Here is a 15,799-nt window from a genome sequence, read left to right on the forward strand (position 1 = left end):
TACGGAATTAACTTATGGATATTCGTAAAATTAAAAAATTAATTGAGCTTGTTGAAGAATCTGGCATTTCTGAACTAGAAATTTCGGAAGGTGAAGAATCAGTGCGTATCAGCCGTACAATCGTGCAGAATTTACCAACTTTACAACAGTATATGGCAGCGCCCACCTCGCATCAACCAGCTTTAGCAAACGCCATAGCACCTTCTCAAATTTTACCTGAAACAACCAATGAGCAAAAAGCAGAAATCAGTGGTTATACTGTTCGTTCACCAATGGTAGGTACCTTCTACCGAGCGCCTAGTCCGGAAGCAAAACCATTTGTTGAAGTTGGCCAAACGGTTAAGGTAGGAGATCCTCTATGTATTGTCGAAGCGATGAAAATGATGAATCAGATCGAAGCTGACAAAGCAGGTGTAGTTAAAGCAATTCTCCTAGAAAATGGAGAAGCGGTTGAATTTGACGAGCCATTGGTTATCATCGAATAACGAGGCATCTATGCTGAAAAAAATTGTTATCGCCAATCGTGGCGAAATAGCTTTACGCATTTTACGTGCCTGTAAAGAACTAAAAATAAAAACTGTCGCCGTGCATTCTACCGCCGATCGCGATTTAAAACATGTATTACTTGCTGATGAAACCGTCTGTATTGGGCCTGCCGCTTCAGCTGAAAGTTATCTTAATATCCCAGCGATAATCTCTGCAGCAGAAATTACTGCTGCAGAAGCCATTCATCCTGGTTATGGTTTTCTATCTGAAAATGCCGACTTTGCCGAAAAAGTGGAACGCTCTGGATTTATATTTATTGGTCCTAAACCAGAAACCATTCGACTCATGGGGGATAAAGTTTCTGCCATTGAAGCCATGAAAAAGGCGGGTGTTCCTTGCGTTCCAGGCTCAGATGGACCTTTAGGAAATGACATCAAAACCAATAAAACGATTGCTAATCGAATTGGCTACCCGGTTATAATTAAAGCCTCTGGTGGTGGTGGTGGCCGGGGTATGCGTGTTGTTCGTAATGAAAGTGATCTAGAACAAGCCATTACCCTGACGCGCGCTGAAGCGAAAGCGGCTTTTAATAATAGTATGGTTTATATGGAGAAGTTTCTGGAAAATCCACGCCATATTGAAATTCAAGTACTTGCTGATGGTCAAGGCAATGCGATTTATTTAGCCGAACGTGATTGCTCAATGCAGCGTCGTCATCAAAAAGTCGTTGAAGAAGCGCCGGCGCCAGGTATAAAAATTGATATGCGTAAGAGCATTGGTGAACGCTGCGCAAAAGCTTGTCTTGATATTGATTATCGTGGTGCCGGTACCTTCGAATTTCTTTATGAAAATGGCGAGTTTTACTTTATTGAAATGAATACGCGTATTCAAGTTGAGCATCCTGTGACAGAAATGATCACTGGGGTTGATCTGATTAAAGAACAGTTAAGAATTGCTTCCGGCTTACCTCTATCTATTAAACAAAAAGATGTTAGAATTCATGGGCATGCAATAGAATGTCGTATTAATGCCGAAGATGCCAATACCTTCTTGCCAAGTCCAGGTAAAATTACTCGCCTGCATATTCCTGGTGGTTTTGGTATACGCTGGGAATCACACATTTATGCCGGTTACACAGTTCCACCTTACTATGACTCTATGATTGGTAAGCTGATTACTTATGGGGAAACTCGCGAAATTGCTATTCTTCGGATGAAAAATGCCTTATCTGAATTAATCATTGATGGCATTAAAACTAACATAGAATTACAACAAAAAATTATGGATGACAGCAATTTTTTCAAAGGTGGTACCAATATCCATTACCTGGAAAAAAAACTCGGATCACAGGAATAAACTTTTCTATTTACCTTTCATTGCAATAGGGTACTGAATGTACCCTTATTTTTGATAACTTTTCTGCATATAATCTTTAACCAATATATAAATCCTCAGATTAAATTTTTACTACCAGGAGAACCAATGGACAAACGTTTTTTGCAATCCAACAAAGAAGCTCGTTGGTCAGTTTTTCTTACCGTGGCTTATTTATGTAGTTGGATTATAACTGCCTACCTCCCCGGTGAAAAAGTAGGTATAACAGGGATGCCATTATGGTTTGAACTTTCATGTTTATATTTACCGCTGATTTTTATTTTACTTTGTATCTTAATGGTTAAATTTATTTTTAAACAAATGTCATTGGAAGATAAAGATGCAAATTGAAATCCTCTTACCACTTATCGGTTATTTATTATTGGTTTTTTTACTATCTATTTATGCCTATCAGCGACGCCAAAAAGGCGAATTTTTGCATGAATACTTTCTAGGTAATCGCTCTATGGGTGGGGTAGTTTTAGCGATGACTATCACCGCAACCTATATCAGTGCGAGTTCTTTCATAGGTGGTCCTGGAGCAGCCTATAAATATGGCCTTGGCTGGGTGCTACTTGCCTTAATTCAGGTGCCTACTATTTGGCTTTCGCTTGGCGTTTTAGGTAAAAAATTCGCCATCTTAGCACGTCGCTATCATGCGGTAACACTTAATGACATGCTGTATGCTCGTTTTCAAAGCCGTTTACTGGTATGGCTCGCTAGCGTTAGTCTGCTGGTCGCTTTCTTTGGTGCGATGACGGTTCAATTTATCGGTGGAGCTCGTCTGCTCGAAACGGCGGCAAATATCCCCTATGAAATAGGGTTATTAATATTTGGCATCTCTATTGCACTTTACACTGCCTTTGGTGGCTTTAGAGCCAGTGTCCTTAATGACACCTTACAAGGCTTTGTTATGTTATTAGGAACAATTATTCTGCTGGTAGCTACTATTCACAAGGCAGGAGGCCTAGCCACAGCAACAGAGGCGCTAAAAACAATTGATCCCAAACTGATTACGCCACAAGGTGCTGATAATATCTTTAGCATGCCATTTATGTTTTCCTTTTGGGTTTTAGTTTGTTTTGGGGTTATTGGCTTACCACATACTGCTGTCCGCTGCATTTCCTATAAAAATAGCCAAGCGATGCACCGAGGGATCATTATCGGCACCATTGTAATGGTTATTTTAATGTTAGGAATGCATTTAGCGGGAGCATTGGGGCGAGCCATTTTACCGAATTTAACTATTCCAGATCAGGTCATCCCGACATTAATGATCACAGTCTTACCTCCATTCGCCGCAGGAATTTTCTTAGCAGCTCCGATGGCTGCCATTATGTCAACAATTAACTCACAATTGCTTCAATCTTCAGCAACTATCATAAAAGATTTATATTTAAATATTGCACCAAATGAGATAAAAAAAGAGAAAAAATTAACCTGGATCTCAAGTGCTTCTACCCTCATTCTTGGGGCTTTATTACTATTAGCCGCCTGGCACCCACCACAAATGATTATTTGGTTAAACTTACTGGCTTTTGGTGGATTACAAGCTGTTTTTCTTTGGCCATTAATACTTGGACTTTATTGGGAAAGAGCAAACCGTTTTGGTGCATTAAGCTCAATGATCATAGGCGCCCTTTCTTACACATTATTTACGGCCTTTGATGTTAAAATTTTAAATTTTCATCACATCGTACCATCACTATTATTGAGTTTGATTGCTTTTTTAATTGGTAATTATGTTGGTGAGAAAAAATTATTATCTACAGCGATAAAATGAACTAATAACCCACGATTTCAAGAGAATATTTATGCCTTGGATACAAATACGTCTGAATTCAACAGCCGAGCATGCAGAAGCCTTAAGTGATATATTAACGGAAGCCGGAGCGGTTTCTGTCACCTTTCAGGATAGTTATGACAACCCTGTTTTTGAACCCCTACCAGGTGAAACTCGTCTTTGGGGAGATACTGATGTTATTGGTTTATTTGATGCCAAAAGCGATATGGAGCAGGTTATTAGTCAACTTGAAAGTCACTCCTTATTGGGTAAAAATTTTGTGCATAAAATTGAACAAATAGAAGATAAAGATTGGGAGCGTGAATGGATGGATAATTTCCATCCCATGCGTTTTGGAGATAAATTATGGATTTGTCCTAGCTGGAGTGATACACCAGATACCAATGCAGTCAATGTCATTTTGGATCCTGGCTTGGCGTTTGGTACCGGCACACACCCTACCACATCACTCTGTTTAGAGTGGTTAGATAGCTTAAATTTGACAGACAAAACGGTTATCGATTTTGGTTGTGGCTCAGGCATACTGGCTATAGCCGCACTTAAATTAGGTGCAAAAAAAGCCATTGGTATTGATATCGATCCACAAGCTATTCTTGCTAGCCATAATAACGCCGAACAAAATAATGTCGCCGATAAATTAGTTCTTTATTTGGCAAAAGATCAACCGAAAGATCTAAAGGCGGATATAGTTATTGCCAATATCTTAGCGGGTCCCTTACGCCAATTAGCGGATGTAATCGGAAGGTTAACCAATCCAAACGGTCTACTTGGACTATCTGGAATATTAGCCAGCCAGGCTGAAGGCGTTATAACCGCTTACCAACAACAGTTTAATATTGAGCCAATAATAGAAAAAGAAGGCTGGTGTAGAATGACGGGAATAAAAAAAACGGATTAACCCTTAAGCAGGATTAGCGTAATTTATACGCTAATTCCGGTAATAAAAACTTTTCGAATAGTCTATTTTAGTAAAAAATCAGGCAATGATAACGACCATAAATCTAATAATGTTTATTGTTTAAGTAATATATTATCTTTTAATACCCATAATAAAATAATTATTTAAGGTTGATTTTTATACAATCAACAGAGATAATCTAACCTAACAAGGAATTTACGATAAAGAATAACAAAATTTGAAAACAAATCAGAAATTTTCATTATCTTGATTTTTATGAATATTATTTGTCATCAGAAAAAATCAAGTTAAAATTTTTCAAAGAAATATCAATTTGCTCAAAGTTTGTCCTTTCATATCTCGTAAAAAATGCGTAATATACGCGCCCTTGCAGTCACAGGATGGTCTTCTTTTATCGTCTATGTATATTGGTCAATATCAGATAAAAAACTGCCTCGTTGCAGCACCAATGGCGGGTATCACCGATAGGCCTTTTCGGTCACTGTGTTACTCAATGGGTGCTGGTATGACAGTTTCGGAGATGCTGTCTTCCAATCCTCAGGTTTGGAAATCGGACAAATCCAGATTGAGAATGATCCATAGTGATGAATTAGGTATTCGTTCTGTGCAAATTGCAGGTAGTGATCCCGATGAAATGGCAGCAGCTGCACGAATTAATGTTGCTAATGGTGCTCATATCATCGATATCAATATGGGTTGCCCTGCCAAGAAAGTGAACCGTAAGTTAGCAGGTTCAGCATTATTGCGCTATCCGGAGCTGATTGAGAAAATTCTATTAGCTGTTGTGAATGCGGTTGATGTTCCTGTTACATTAAAGGTTCGCACTGGTTGGTCACCTGAAGAACGGAACTGTATAAAAATAGCCCAACTGGCCGAACGTTGTGGTATTCAAGCTGTAACTATTCATGGCAGAACTCGTTCCTGTTTATTTAATGGTGCAGCTGAATATGACAGTATTCGAGCAGCTAAGCAAAATGTTACTATTCCTATTATCGCTAATGGTGATATTACTGACCCGCTTAAAGCCAGAGCAGTGCTTGACTACACTGGGGCTGATGCCTTAATGATTGGTAGAGCTGCTCAGGGAAGACCCTGGATCTTTCGGGAAATCCAGCATTACCTGGAAACAGGTGAGTTACTGCCACCTATGCCTATTGCTGAGGTGCAGTGCTTAATGCAAGCGCATGTTAAGGAGCTGCACGACTTTTACGGTCCAGGCAAAGGAATCCGCATCGCACGCAAGCATGTCTCTTGGTATTTAAGAGAACATGCACCTGATGACCAGTTTCGGCGCACATTCAACACCATAGAGGATGCCAGTGAACAACTGGAGGTGTTGGAGGCATATTTCGAAAAATTTTGCGTAAATCAAAGAAAAGAGCTGACAGAACTATGTTCGAACAACGCGGAAATTCTGACGTACTAACCGTTGCTACTGTAAATTCACAAGATCAAATAACTCAAAAGCCATTACGTGATTCAGTTAAACAAGCACTGAAAAACTACTTTGCCCAACTTAATAACCAGGATGTCAATGACTTATATGAATTAGTATTGGCTGAAGTGGAAAAACCATTATTAGATATGGTAATGCAATATACCCGTGGAAATCAGACCCGTGCTGCATTAATGTTAAGTATCAACCGTGGAACGCTACGTAAGAAATTGAAAAAATATGGTATGAATTAACTATAGGTTATTAGCATACTGATTAAAAAAGCACTTTTATATTTTATTTAAGTGCTTTTTTGTTATTGTTTATACCCTACTTACTGAACATGGATATAAATAAAAGACAAAATGAAAACATGATGGAACAGTAGATAATGGCGTATCTAAACGAAAACTGGCAAAATCCAATTACTCTATGTTGAAATCAACGCTATAAACCGTTACATCCAATTGATTGCACTAGCGGGCAATCTGATCTCAATGCTTAGTTTCAAGTTCTACAGAATCTAGCATAAATTTGCTGATACTAAGAATATGCCATCGTTCTTTAGCAAACACACTGAAAAAATATCCCTTAACTAACATCAATTAAATTTTTTTAAAATCTTACTCAATAGCAATCAACAAAACCTAAAGTTTTATAAATAGGGTTAATGCTAATATTTATTAACGTGATAACTAGAAATAAAAATACGCCATAAATTATTACAGATCATTGAATAATATAATTTAGGTTGCACTTAAATCATCAGAAATGTTATAAATTGTACGCCCTATGTATAGGCGTAGGGGTGATGTACAGTTTGTCAACTCCCGGGCAGCAACCATGACTGCATTCCGCACAGAGGCTGGCTAACAAGTGGATGATGCTCATAAGGGTCTCCATGATATTAATTACATTATACAGTGTTTCTAACATTTGCGGTGAAATGCACTATTTGACTCTTTTGTAGTTCTTTGTGTATGAGAAGGTTGGATAAAGACCACTTTGTTAAGCCGGGGCGATGTTTTTCTGAACGACCGCAATTCAAAATCGCTCCGGTTTCACAATTCTTGAGAACTCATAATATGGAATTCCGTGAACATCCTTGGTTTAGAAAGCGTGGTTATCTTCATTTCGATAAACCTATTTCAGTTGAGCACGCTTTGGATATCGTAACCAATCCCCACACCGTTGCAACTCATTCTTTCTTACCTTTCATTACTTTTACTGCAACTACTTATAAAGTACAAAAAGATAAAGGCACAAACGCTATAAATAAAACCCTCAAAGAAAGACCAATAGCGTATTCCTCTCACGTTGATAGCCATATATTCTCTTATTACGCTGCAATCCTTAATAAGCTATATGAAACAGAGTTACAGACTCATGGTATTTCAAAAAAAGTATTAGCCTTCAGAGCAGCATTAAAAAAAAAAGTAATATTGAGTTTGCATATGAAGCCTTTCAGGAAATAAAAAAAAGAGGTGATTGTATTACAGTTGTTTTAGATCTATCGAAATTTTTCGATACTCTTGATCATTCGTTATTGAAAGATGCGTGGTGCAGATTGCTTGCCACTGACAAGTTGCCTGAAGATCATTATGCTGTTTTTAAAGCAATAACAAAATTTTCTAAAGTCGATAAAAATAAAGTATATGATTTAATCGGGATTTCTAAAATAATGCCAGACATATTAAGAAAACCAGGAAACAAATCTGTTCTTTTGAAGATTTCAGGAATAAAATCAGAAAAGCTAATTTGATAACACCTAACAAAACTAATTTTGGAATCCCGCAAGGTTCACCAATTAGCGCTCTTTTATCGAATATATATATGCTTAACTTTGACATTGAAATGAATAATTATGTTTCATTATTAGGTGGTGTATATTTTAGATATTGTGATGATATGCTTTTTATTGTCCCTTCACATGAAAAAAATAATGTTGCTGACGAAGCCCAAAAAAGATTGCTCAAACTCAAAGTTTCACTTAATACCAAAAAAACAGAAATTAGAAAATTTGTAGCTACGCCATCTAAAATAAAATGTGATAAACCTCTGCAATACTTAGGGTTTATATTTGATGGTGATAATATTTTTCTGAGGTCATCATCTCTTTCACGTTACTCTGATAGGATGAAACGTGGAGTACGTCTTGCGAAAGCAACGATGAAACGTAAGAATAAAATCAGAAAATTTAAAGGATTGCCTAAAAAGGAACTATTCAAAAAAAAAATCTATGCCCGTTATTCTCATGTAGGTAGACGGAATTTTTTAACCTATGGATATAGAGCGTCTCGCATAATGCATTCAAATTCAATAAGAAAACAATTAAAGCCTCTATGGGAAAGATTACAGAAAGAAATTAACAAATAAAAAGTTGATGATATTAAATTATTTGCTCTCAACTAGGCGCCTCATTTTGGATTTTTCTCCAGCACTTAATGTAATTTTGTAATTTCGCATCAGGTACCTTGCCTTATGTGTTCAACTATGTCCGCTCCTCGCTCATAGCTGACTGTAAGATTTGATTGCGTTCTGACGAGAAAGCTGTCAGCTCAGATTTGAGTTAATACAATTAAGTAGAGGTAAAAATCTTATAGCCTAAAAAATAGTCAATATTTTAACATTACTCATTCAGAACCGTATATCCTTGCTTTGGTGAGTGTGGCTTATTCGGAAAAGCTAAACTCAGCACACCCTTCTCAACCATTTCTTTTAAATGACTTTGACGCAAATTTTGAGGAGTACGATTTGTTAATCGACTCAAAATAGATTTAGCAACATAATGTCCTTTACATAACTGAATTAAAACATTTCTCATTTCATTCGATGTAAGCCTTTTCTTTTTTATAGGCAATTGTGCTAGTTGAAAAAGTCGCTGCTTAAAGTCAGGAGATAAAACCTCAAGATCATCAACAAAAGGTCTATCTAGCAACCTACTGATAAGCCTGCCATTGTTATCCCTATTATCTACCTCAGTATTGATAGGGATGTTTTCTGTGCCACTATCCGTTAAGCTGCCGCCGTTATGCGTTAAGCTGCCGCCGTTATGCGTTAAGCTGCCGCCGTTATGCGTTAAGCTTTCGCCGTTATGCGTTAAGTTGGTATCAGAAATAATCGAATTAGAAAACACTTCTTCAGGAGTTGGAATTCCCATTCCCGGCAGAGAATATGACTTATCACGTTTTTCCCCACTAGAAACTAAAAATCCCTTAGTTTCTAATCGAGGTAAGGCTAAAGTAACGTCCCTGGGGTGTTTACTGGTCAATTGACAAGCTCTTGAATGATTTATCCAGCCCTCAATTGCAGCCGTACTGACAATCATTCTTTCAAAATCATCAAGCTCATTAAATTTCCCTGAAAATTTATCTTGTAGGAGATCTGCTATATGTTCAGGAATTAGACTCACAGTCGAAAGTTTTAATAATGTTTGCTCTGAGGGTGACAATGTTTCATATAAATTAGGGGTTATCCAATTCACAGATTGCCACCCACTATATATTTTAGGGATACCTGAACCCGCCCGTTCACTAGCACCAATATTTAAAAACATTTGATGCATACGGCGATTAGGGCAATCACTATCACCACCTTTTATTGCGATCTCTTTCGGTACTCTCATTAACCCAGGATTTCTAAAACCAAACATATCTGGCCGTTTTACAACTAATATAGATGCTCGCCCGGTAAAGTCAGCATGTACTAATGTATTCACAAGCGCTTCCCTTAAAGATACATGTATTTGAGTATCCCCTTTTCTAACCCCATCCTTGATTTCAAAAGGTATTTTTAGATCAGTTATTAATTTACGATACACCCTACGATAAAAATCAAAAACATTACCAGACCAAGTACCATCAGGACATAACCTATCAATCCATCTTTTCTCTGTTTTAGCTTCAGGCCGTTCTTGATAATCCACAAAATAATTAGGAGCGGCATCCTGAATTGCTTGCCAAGTTCCAAACATCAAAACTCCTGCCAGAGTTAGCCCCTCCTCACCGGTTTGTCTATCTTTTTTCCAGCCACCAATTTTTTGTAGAAACTTTAGCGTGGTTAATTCTAAGAAGGGATGTCGAGGCTTGGAAATTGCTAACAATTGCTTATATGCACTTAAAGTTTTAATATCAATATCGTTCAAATCAAAACCTTTGATTATCTTATCATCGCGGCTGTCTTCAACCTGTTCCGCTAGCATTCTTTTAACTTCTTCTTTCGAACACTTAATATCAGCTTTACCTAACCGCTTATAAGTATTGTCTATCGGGTTATTTTTAAAAAAAATGGGTTTTTGGTGACGTGTAATGCCTGCGGGATCCTAATAGCTACAATTTGTTTGCCATTAATATTGAACTCATGAAAATCTTTTAAACTTAATAGGTTATAGCTAACTTTGGAATGATTATTTAAAGTATCAAATAGCTCTTTTTTATTTTAGCTACATTATTCATACCTACAGGCAAAAATGAATTATCTTGCTCTTTCACACCTAAAATAATATATCCACCCACCATGAGTGTTAGCCATCGAACTAAATGTAGGCCAAAACTCTTTTGGTAGTTTACCTTTCCCATCCTGGCCTTGAGCTGGTTTAAATTCAATTTCTTCAGACTCAGCCAAAGCTTGTATATCCAATAAATCAGTAAGTTGAATCATTTTTATCCTGTTTTTTTAATAGAAAACAAGCAACAACATATAATAACGAGCATTAATATATTCTATCATCATTAACGAACGTGTTATTCATACATGTTCAAATGAAATATATTAAATATAAACACGCGCAGAACATCATTGACAGGTAAAAATTAGATAATATTTAGGAAGTAATGAGACAAGCGCTACTTATACATCCATTGCAAAAAAGGCGCTTACCTTATAGGTAAACGCTTTTTTATTTAACAGCTAACAAACAAAATAAATCAGCCATTACTTTTATTTTTCAATAACTTTTCATATAGTTATTGCCAAACTTTAAATTAGCCAAAAATTTCAGCTAAATATTTATTATGCTAGCGCGGATTATTTTAATTTAAGCTTCCATCACTAAGCGAAGTTTTTTCATGGCATTTTTTTCTAATTGTCGAACTCGTTCAGCAGATACACTATATTTATCGGCTAAATCCTGTAAAGTTGTTTTATTCTCGTCATCGAGCCAACGCGCACGAATGATATCCTGACTCCGCTTATCCAAGCTGGACAGTGCTTGCGTCAATTTATCAGTAGCATGGTTTTCCCAATTATCTTCCTCAATGCTATCGGCAAAATCAGAAGATTTATCCTGTAGATATAAAACCGGTGCAATAGTCGTATTTTCACCACTATCATCATCGTCATTCATGTCGAATGCCATATCTTGTGCAGCCATTCGCGACTCCATTTCACGAACATCCTTGCTGGTTACACCTAATTCCTTGGCAACCATATCAACTTCACTTTGATTAAACCAGCCGATACGTTTCTTATTCTTACGCAAATTGAAAAAAAGCTTACGTTGAGCTTTGGTGGTTGCAACTTTAACTATCCGCCAATTACGCAATACATATTCATGAATTTCAGCTTTGATCCAATGAACAGCAAATGAAACTAAACGTACGCCAACTTCAGGATTAAAACGACGAACAGCTTTCATTAGGCCAATATTACCTTCTTGGATTAGATCCGCTTGTGGTAATCCATAACCTGAATAATTACGCGCGATATGAATAACAAAACGTAAATGAGAAAGAATAAGCTGTTTAGCCGCGTTTAAATCACCATGATAATGCAGCCGTTTTGCATATTCTTGTTCTTCCTCTGCTGTTAGCATCGGATAAGCATTAGCTGATCGCACATAAGCTTCAATGCTACCTTGTGGAATTAATGCTAATGATTGCATATCTTTGGTCATTGATATCCTCTTTGAATTCAATAAACTAAGAGTTAGTTCTAAAATAAAAAGTTTATATTTGAGCAGAATTCCATTGCTCAGCGATTAATCTGATATCGAGTAGTTTACCACTGCTTGGTATCGAAGAAAATTGCCTTGACTTAATTACATTGAACTTTTAACTTCGACACAATGACAGCATAAAAGTTCAATATTGATTATCCAATCACTTTTACTGCTGAAAATGATCACTCTGGCGTAAAACGTCTTAAATGTTGAACTGTAGCAAGCCAAGCCGCTAACCAGCCAATCATCGCGGCAACCAGTATAACTAATAGCACTTCATCCCACAAAAGCCCTTGAATATGAAATGTAGTACCGAATACACCCGCTACTTGGGTAACTATATCGCTCAGTTGCCATACCAATAGTGCAGAAAGTATTAATGAAAGTAAAGCGCCAAAGAATCCCAGTATAATACCACCATTTAAAAAAGGGCGCATAATAAAACCATCTGTCGCCCCGATCAACTTCATGACATTAATCGTATCCCTACGGGCAAAAATATTTAGTCTTATACTATTGCCTATCAATAAAAACACCGCCATAACCATTAAAATACCAATCACCAATGCAATCTGGCCGATCAGACCCGTTAATGCGGCTAAACGAGTAAACCAACTTTCGTCCATGCGAACATCTTCAATTCCAGCTAATTGACCTATTTTATTACGCAGGTTTATCAATGATTGTGAATTTTGAAAATCAATTTTAGGTGTGATAATTGCTACTGCGGGTAAAGGATTTTCTTCTAATAGATCTAATGCTGTGCCAAATCCTGACCAATTACGAAACTCAATCATGGCTTCTTCCCGCGATAGATAATTAACACTTTTAACACCGTCTAATTGCCTAAGACCAGCGACTGTCTGTTCAGCCCCTTTTTCATCTAAGGATTTATCCAAATAAACGGTTAATTGGGGTGTCGGGTACCATTGTTGCGCTGCTTGTGAAACATTTTTCCAAACAATATAACAAAGACTAGGCAGCGTTATCGAGATCGCAATAACAGCCACCGTCAAAAACGTAGCCAAAGGCTGGCGTAACATATCTGCTAATGTATTTAGCCAAGCGTAGCGCCATTGCTCTCGCCAGCCCCCCTTTAATGCTTTGGCTTTAGCTGTTTTATGGATAGGTTTTTTAGCCATTCTGACCTCCTATCATTCTCCCTTCGTTTAATGTCAGAATAGCATAATGACGACGCGCAATAAGCTCAAGATCATGAGTGGCGACTAAAACTGTCACACCGACGCGATTGAATTCTTCAAACAATCGCATGATACCTTCAGATAATTCATCATCCAAATTACCCGTTGGTTCATCTGCTAGCAATACACTAGGCTTATTAACAATGGCTCGAGCTATACCTATCCGTTGTTGTTCCCCACCTGATAATTGGATTGGATAACTTTTCGCTCTATTAAGTAAACCTACTTTATCTAGCGCAGCAGAAACTCGACGACGAATGTCCTCAGAGCTGGCACCGGCAATAATCAGCGGCATAGAAACATTGTCGTAAACGTTTCTATCAAATAACAAATGGTGATCTTGAAAAATCATGCCAATTTGTCGACGTAAAAAGGGGACTTCCCGTTTTTTTAAGCGACTAATGTCGTGACCGCCAAACCAAATATGGCCAGTACTAGGGCGTTCAATACCACAAATTAACTTTAATAAGGTACTTTTCCCCGCCCCGGAATGACCGGTAAGAAACGCCATTTCTCCAGGATGAAGATGAAAATCAATGCCCTGGAGTGCTTGCTTACCACCACGATAAGCTTTACTAACATGTTCAAAGCGAATCATTGATATTAATCCTCTCGGACAAAAAGCGCCTCGATGAAATCATGAGCTACAAATGGCCGGAGATCATCAATGCCTTCACCAATCCCGATATAACGAATTGGGATCTTAAACTGATCAGCAATAGCAAAAATCACGCCGCCTTTAGCTGTACCATCAAGTTTAGTCAAAATAATACCGGTTATACCCACTGCCTCATGAAAAATTTTAGCCTGATTAATTGCATTTTGACCAGTACTCGCATCTAAGGTTAGCATCACTTCATGAGGTGCATGTTGATCAAGTTTTTGCATAACTCTGACAATTTTTTTCAACTCTTCCATCAAATGTACTTTGTTTTGCAATCGTCCAGCAGTATCTGCAATCAATATATCAATCCCTTTCGCTTTCGCCGACTGAATGGCATCAAAAATAACCGATGCAGGATCGGCTCCAGTATGCTGAGCAACAACCGGGATATTGTTACGCTCTCCCCAAACTTGCAATTGTTCCACCGCTGCTGCCCTAAATGTATCTCCAGCGGCTAACATTACCGATTTACCTTCGGCCTGATATTGACGGGCTAACTTACCAATTGTTGTGGTTTTACCAACCCCATTAACCCCAACCATCAATATGACATAAGGTAGCTTATTTTCTATAACCAATGGCTTCTCAACAACAGATAAGATAGTGGCCATTTCTTCGCGCAATTTGCTATATAGCATCGCAGCATCATTCAACTCTTTACGATTAGCATGAGTAGTTAAACTATTTATAATCTTGCGTGTTGTTTCTAGCCCCACATCAGCGATTAAAAGTTGTTCTTCCAATTCATCGAATAGATCATCATCAATTTTTTTACCGCGAAAAAAACTAACAAAACCGACACCCATATTCTGCCGCGTTTTTAATAAACCCCGCCTTAACCGCGAAAAGAAATTTTCTTTTGCCGGTTTTTTTTGCTGTTGCATCAACGGTGTTTTTTTCTGTTCATCTCTTGCTTGTAAAGTGACAGTATGTTCACTAAGTGTAACAATTTCTGCGGCTTTAACGTCGACTGTTTGATATTGACTATTTTCTTCTTTTACTGTTTGAGGCTGCACCTTTTCTGCTTTTACAGACGGCTTTGATGCCTCTATGACATCCGTCAACCCTTCAGCCTTGTCTTCTACCGTCGGTTCAGATTGTTGCGCTGTCTCTTTTTTTTGCACTTCATTTTCAGATCCCAACCCTAGCCAGGAAAAAAAACTTTTTTTTCTCTTTTTAGCCATCTGCCATTACACTCCTAGCGGTAAAAAATGTGGTGTAACCAAGGTAAATAATAAAATATGTTGGCAGTGTATCATTTGATTTGCTTGCAACACATATCTGACACCTATTTCATGTTAAATTAGCGATAATTTTCATGTTGTACATACTGACGATAAACATTGGTATTATTATCACCTATATTAACAAACTGTAATGACTAAACTATGTAAATTATGGCAAGAAAAATACAATCTGCATCACGTGGCCAAATTCGTATCATTGGCGGGAAATGGCGAGGACGTAAACTACCTGTTTCTGATAGTGAGGGCTTACGTCCCACAACAGATAGGCTCAGAGAAACTTTATTTAATTGGCTAATACCTGTGATTCAAGAGGCTCGTTGTCTTGATTGTTTTGCTGGTAGTGGCGCTTTAGCTATTGAAGCACTTTCTCGCAATGCCGCTTCCGCTACTTTAATTGAATTAGAACGCCCTATTGCAACACAACTTGTGGCCAATCTCGCTAAATTAGAAGCAAAAAATGCGCAAGTAATTAATAGCGATACATTAAACTATTTAGCACAGGCTGGCACAGCCTATGATGTCATTTTTCTTGATCCACCTTTTCGTAAAGGTCTCTTGCAACAAACAGCTTTACTATTAGAACAGAATGGGTGGTTAACCGAAAACTGTTGGATCTATGTTGAGGCAGAAGCAGAAGCTAATTTAGCCATGTTACCTAAAAATTGGCAGCTTCATCGTAAAAAAGTTGCCGGGCAAGTCGCTTACTATCTTTATATCCGTCATCAATGAT

The 15,799-nt window shown here is 37.7% G+C and carries 17 protein-coding genes; 11 read left to right on the forward strand and 6 right to left on the reverse strand.

Features of this window, described 5'->3' with window-relative positions:
• The first annotated feature begins 14 nt into the window (after window positions 1-14).
• The 10 genes from accB (at window position 15) to LDL57_RS14060 (ending at window position 8,394) form a co-directional block, all read left to right on the forward strand.
• Window positions 15-485 carry an acetyl-CoA carboxylase biotin carboxyl carrier protein gene (gene accB / locus LDL57_RS14015; protein WP_180559381.1) on the forward strand — a complete coding sequence of 157 codons (471 nt, stop codon included), beginning with the start codon at window positions 15-17 and terminating at the stop codon, window positions 483-485.
• A 10-nt stretch (window positions 486-495) separates the two neighbouring features.
• Window positions 496-1,842 carry an acetyl-CoA carboxylase biotin carboxylase subunit gene (gene accC, locus LDL57_RS14020; RefSeq protein ID WP_180559532.1) on the forward strand — a complete coding sequence of 449 codons (1,347 nt, stop codon included), beginning with the start codon at window positions 496-498 and terminating at the stop codon, window positions 1,840-1,842.
• 126 nt (window positions 1,843-1,968) lie between these two features.
• Window positions 1,969-2,211: a YhdT family protein gene (locus tag LDL57_RS14025; RefSeq protein WP_180559380.1), complete on the forward strand. Its 243-nt coding sequence runs from the start codon at window positions 1,969-1,971 to the stop codon at window positions 2,209-2,211.
• On the forward strand, window positions 2,201-3,643 hold the full coding sequence (gene panF / locus LDL57_RS14030; protein ID WP_180559379.1) for a sodium/pantothenate symporter: 1,443 nt from the start codon (window positions 2,201-2,203) through the stop codon (window positions 3,641-3,643). Before LDL57_RS14025 ends, panF begins: the two co-directional genes overlap by 11 nt.
• A gap of 31 nt (window positions 3,644-3,674) precedes the next feature.
• Window positions 3,675-4,562, forward strand: coding sequence for a 50S ribosomal protein L11 methyltransferase (prmA, locus tag LDL57_RS14035; protein WP_180559378.1), 888 nt, complete (start codon window positions 3,675-3,677; stop codon window positions 4,560-4,562).
• A 421-nt stretch (window positions 4,563-4,983) separates the two neighbouring features.
• Window positions 4,984-6,009 carry a tRNA dihydrouridine synthase DusB gene (gene dusB / locus LDL57_RS14040; protein WP_180559531.1) on the forward strand — a complete coding sequence of 342 codons (1,026 nt, stop codon included), beginning with the start codon at window positions 4,984-4,986 and terminating at the stop codon, window positions 6,007-6,009.
• Window positions 5,976-6,272 (forward strand): DNA-binding transcriptional regulator Fis, encoded by a 297-nt coding sequence (gene fis, locus LDL57_RS14045; RefSeq protein ID WP_032115641.1) that lies wholly within the window; start codon window positions 5,976-5,978, stop codon window positions 6,270-6,272. The genes dusB and fis overlap by 34 nt, the downstream gene beginning before the upstream one ends.
• An 831-nt stretch (window positions 6,273-7,103) precedes the next feature.
• A complete protein-coding gene (locus tag LDL57_RS14050) occupies window positions 7,104-7,493 on the forward strand; it encodes a hypothetical protein (protein WP_225506177.1) in 390 nt (129 codons plus the stop codon).
• A 92-nt stretch (window positions 7,494-7,585) separates the two neighbouring features.
• Window positions 7,586-7,780: a hypothetical protein gene (locus tag LDL57_RS14055; protein ID WP_225506180.1), complete on the forward strand. Its 195-nt coding sequence runs from the start codon at window positions 7,586-7,588 to the stop codon at window positions 7,778-7,780.
• The gene (locus LDL57_RS14060) at window positions 7,777-8,394 is read left to right on the forward strand and encodes a reverse transcriptase domain-containing protein (RefSeq protein WP_255653905.1); all 618 of its coding nucleotides are present in this window, start codon (window positions 7,777-7,779) and stop codon (window positions 8,392-8,394) included. Before LDL57_RS14055 ends, LDL57_RS14060 begins: the two co-directional genes overlap by 4 nt.
• Window positions 8,395-8,647: 253 nt before the next feature.
• On the opposite strand, the gene LDL57_RS14065 is transcribed toward LDL57_RS14060, so the two are convergent.
• The 6 genes from LDL57_RS14065 to ftsY form a co-directional block, all read right to left on the reverse strand.
• Complete coding sequence (locus LDL57_RS14065) at window positions 8,648-10,219, reverse strand: DUF8451 domain-containing protein (RefSeq protein ID WP_310740133.1); 1,572 nt, start codon at window positions 10,217-10,219, stop codon at window positions 8,648-8,650.
• A gap of 272 nt (window positions 10,220-10,491) precedes the next feature.
• Complete coding sequence (locus tag LDL57_RS17990) at window positions 10,492-10,677, reverse strand: AlbA family DNA-binding domain-containing protein (RefSeq protein ID WP_310740135.1); 186 nt, start codon at window positions 10,675-10,677, stop codon at window positions 10,492-10,494.
• Window positions 10,678-11,053: 376 nt separating this feature from the next.
• The gene (gene rpoH / locus LDL57_RS14070; RefSeq protein ID WP_180559377.1) at window positions 11,054-11,911 is read right to left on the reverse strand and encodes an RNA polymerase sigma factor RpoH; all 858 of its coding nucleotides are present in this window, start codon (window positions 11,909-11,911) and stop codon (window positions 11,054-11,056) included.
• A 227-nt stretch (window positions 11,912-12,138) separates the two neighbouring features.
• Window positions 12,139-13,098, reverse strand: coding sequence for a permease-like cell division protein FtsX (gene ftsX / locus LDL57_RS14075; protein ID WP_180559376.1), 960 nt, complete (start codon window positions 13,096-13,098; stop codon window positions 12,139-12,141).
• Entirely contained in the window at window positions 13,091-13,756 is a 666-nt protein-coding gene (ftsE, locus tag LDL57_RS14080) for a cell division ATP-binding protein FtsE (RefSeq protein WP_180559375.1), read from the reverse strand. Before ftsE ends, ftsX begins: the two co-directional genes overlap by 8 nt.
• Window positions 13,757-13,761: 5 nt before the next feature.
• Window positions 13,762-15,006 (reverse strand): signal recognition particle-docking protein FtsY, encoded by a 1,245-nt coding sequence (ftsY, locus tag LDL57_RS14085; protein ID WP_180559374.1) that lies wholly within the window; start codon window positions 15,004-15,006, stop codon window positions 13,762-13,764.
• A gap of 213 nt (window positions 15,007-15,219) precedes the next feature.
• On the opposite strand from ftsY, the gene rsmD reads away from it, so the two are divergent.
• Window positions 15,220-15,798, forward strand: a complete 579-nt coding sequence (gene rsmD / locus LDL57_RS14090) for a 16S rRNA (guanine(966)-N(2))-methyltransferase (RefSeq protein WP_180559373.1) — start codon at window positions 15,220-15,222, stop codon at window positions 15,796-15,798.
• Window position 15,799 lies beyond the last annotated feature (1 nt).

It is taken from the genome of Arsenophonus apicola (genome assembly GCF_020268605.1).
GTDB lineage: Bacteria > Pseudomonadota > Gammaproteobacteria > Enterobacterales > Enterobacteriaceae > Arsenophonus > Arsenophonus apicola.